The organism is Xenorhabdus indica (assembly GCF_014467235.1).
Lineage (GTDB): Bacteria > Pseudomonadota > Gammaproteobacteria > Enterobacterales > Enterobacteriaceae > Xenorhabdus > Xenorhabdus indica.
The window spans coordinates 1-3,301 of sequence record NZ_NKHP01000059.1; the positions used below are offsets into that span (position 1 = coordinate 1).

At 35.2% G+C, this 3,301-nt stretch carries 1 protein-coding gene and 1 pseudogene; one reads left to right on the top strand and one right to left on the bottom strand.

Annotated elements, in window-relative coordinates; all coding sequences use genetic code 11:
• Window positions 1-75: 75 nt before the first annotated feature.
• Entirely contained in the window at window positions 76-948 is an 873-nt protein-coding gene (locus tag Xind_RS19345) for an integrase domain-containing protein (RefSeq protein WP_187650914.1), read from the bottom strand.
• Window positions 949-2,607: 1,659 nt separating this feature from the next.
• On the opposite strand from Xind_RS19345, the pseudogene Xind_RS19350 reads away from it, so the two are divergent.
• A pseudogene (locus Xind_RS19350) lies at window positions 2,608-3,301 on the top strand (autotransporter outer membrane beta-barrel domain-containing protein); the annotation flags it as partial.

The following is a 3,301-nucleotide window of genomic DNA, read 5'->3' on the forward strand; positions in this document are numbered from 1 at the left end:
TCAGTCCTTCTTTTTGCTTTTTTGTTTGTGGAAAATCAAAATTCGCAAAAATTGGACTGAGTTTCTTTGATACTCCTACCATTTTGAAAAGGCATTTAGATCCATAGATACCTGGGCTAATACTTCTTTTTGGTTAAACCCAGCTTTCTTATAATGTTCACTTAGCTCTTTAGCAACATAATAACGCATACTATGAGGTGCTTTTTTTCCAACTAATCCGGCTGAGCGTACTATATTTCTATAACGATCAATTGCCTGATGAATATTAGACTTATTGATTAATTTACCTTCACGCTCTTTCATTACGTTTTCAGCATAAATAATAGCATTTTTAAATTGTTCACGATTTAAAATAGTCGTATCTCTAGGACGCCCTCCTTTTGTACCAAAAACAACTCTGACAGAATGGTGACCATTATTTAAAGATTGTTTCCACGTACTTATAGATTTACAAGACTGAACTGCCTCTTTCGTTCTAAGCCCTAAAATATACGCCAATTGTAAAGTTGCAGCGACACCTTTATCAATTTTCTCTACTTCTTTAAATGCCAGTTTAAATTCATCGGGAGTTAATGCTTCTTTTGTTCCCATACGGCTTGTACCTGCTATTCCAAGTGAATGATTATTCAACCGCTCATTATTTGGATCTGCTAATTTATGTTTTCCTGCTTGTGAAAGAATCCCACGTAATGCAGACATTTCATTTTGTAAAGTTCGATTGCTAATATTTTCAGATTTTCTTTTGTCAACATATCCTTCTATATACTTAATTTTTAAGCTATCTAACTGTCGCAACTTAATTCCAGAAGAATTTAAATAATTAAGAAATTGTTTGGCTATTCGAGTGCGATCAGCAACGGTAACAAAACTACCTCCTGCTTTACGGGCACAAGTAATAAAATCTTTCTTAAATGTTTCTACCTTTGAACGTGATGTTTTTTTACTCATAAAAATCTCCAATAGCATTAAAATTATGGATAATTTTTATTATTCATAATTCTACTGCCTCCATCCAAATTGTTAGTTTTTCGTCATTACAGACGTTCCCTGCGTATCGGTTATGTGTGTCATCCTGACAGTCAGATATTGTGTAGCAGGGCGCTATCATGTTGAGTTATTACAGGAGCGCGCTCTGTGCTCTGCACTGCGCTTTAATGCTCCCCGTTCAGAGCCTGTTATCAGGGTGAACGCCTCAATATCTTGACTACTTATCTCCTATTTATCAAAAAGTTAGTTTCATTTATAAAAACTAAGAGTTGAAATTCTCCCAAGCGACCGTTAGTGAAAACGGGCGCGGCGGGCGCTTTGTGAATTATTTAAAACGATCTCTTACAACGTTTTTGAAACATACCAACTGTTGTCTTCATTTGGTAAAACCGTTTGAAAAGATGTCTTAACGTTAGTTGTAATGCGGTCTGGAAGTTTTACGCCTGGCGGCGTCACTTGGTAATCGCTACGCTTTTACTCAAGTGACGCCGCTCATCTTTCCGCTCCCAATACCGCGATTCGAAAATAACGAAAATGCCAAATGTTCCAAATGGCATACCGTTATATCGACGCTGGTAAAGGTCGGAAAAGCTCTCGACGTATTTACAAAAGACGTATTACATCGACAAAAATGTTTGATGTTTTTCTGCATCAAACAACTCGTTTGAAAGGGTTCATCGCTTTTGATGAACGTTAGTTGAATATTTCTTAATCGCTTTAGCGATCCCCGTTTTCAAAGAATAAACGGGTTTACCCAGAGTATTTACTGTCTGCCTTTTCAGGTCTGGCAGATGGTGTAGTCACCCAAAGGCGTTCCTCTCAGACTACTAGAACATTGATATTTGCAATCACCCGAAGGCGTTCCTCTCAGATTGCCAGAACATTGGTTGGCTACCATAAGGTAGCGTTACAACGATAAAAATCTTACACTGGCAATTAATGGTCGTCAATGCTTTAAAATCACGCCACAAAAAATGTCTTCTAAAGAATAAAAGCGTTTTTATATAAATCTTAGGAATTATTTCTAATGGATATACTCGAGTATTTTACTACACTGTTATTACATAACATATCGGCAACGACCACCATATATATTTACCACCAATAACATTAAGTTCACTTGAAACACAAAAAATGAATTCAAAACCATATAATCACAAATCCTTATCAAAAATATAAACACATTAAGGAACAAAATAAAAACATATAAAAAACCACCATGAAAAAATCAATAAAACTCTATGATTGATACTTTTTGTAAATTTAAACCCATCACAAAAATTTAAATATAAACTAAAAAATCGAAGTATCAAACCCTCAATTAAACTATCAAATATATTTCATAATAATTTTTTCTTCATTTAAATCTACTTCTCAGATAAAAAAGGCAATGTTATAAATCCAAATTTTTATCCTTAAAATATAAACACTGCTCTTTACCTGAATGCAAGGTTCTATATGATCTTCACCAGTAACCACTTTAATAAAATCATTAATATCAAATTTTAGTTGGAATAATCGACGATATAGTAAATATATTCTACAGTAATAATGAATTTAGTAGTCTCCACTTCGTTATTTAAATGAAAATCAGGTTATTTATGGGTAGGGGTTCCTCTTATGAAGATAGACAGACATGCTGTATTTCCAATCGCTCTTAAGGTGACTCTACTGGGGATAAGTGTTGATGCAATAGCTGACTCATCATCATGTGGTTCTTTGAATACAAATACCACTATCTCTCAAAATGAGACAGAACCCTATAATCTCTCACAGTGTGAAAATCTTACTATCAAGAAGAACGCATCAATTGATGTTCCCAAAGGACTACCAAGTGATTCAGATAGCTACGGGTTGAAATACAGTGCAGTCAATGTCGGCATTAACAATAATCTGGCACAAGTAATTCCCGTTGAACGCATTGAGAATAATGGAATTTTACAGGGAAGTAGTGGAGTCACAGTAACTTACAGTGGTTCTGTTGGAAAGCTGCTTAATCACGGAACCATAAGTGGAATCAATGGAGCCGTATGGGTTTCTGGTCAAATAAACACGTTAGATAATTCTGGCATAATCAAAGCCAGTGATGAACCTGAATCCTTTAATTCAATAATGATCCAGCAGGCAAGTCAAGCAAATAATAATAGTCAATATGGGCGCGTAAATACCCTCCTAAATAGGAAAGAAGGATCGATTGACGGGATAACTGTTGCATCTTCAACACTTAAGACTCTTGATAATAGTGGCATATTGACATCTCTGAAGGATAATATCAGCTCTAATCTCGCAACATTTGTTATTGATGCTGGCAGTA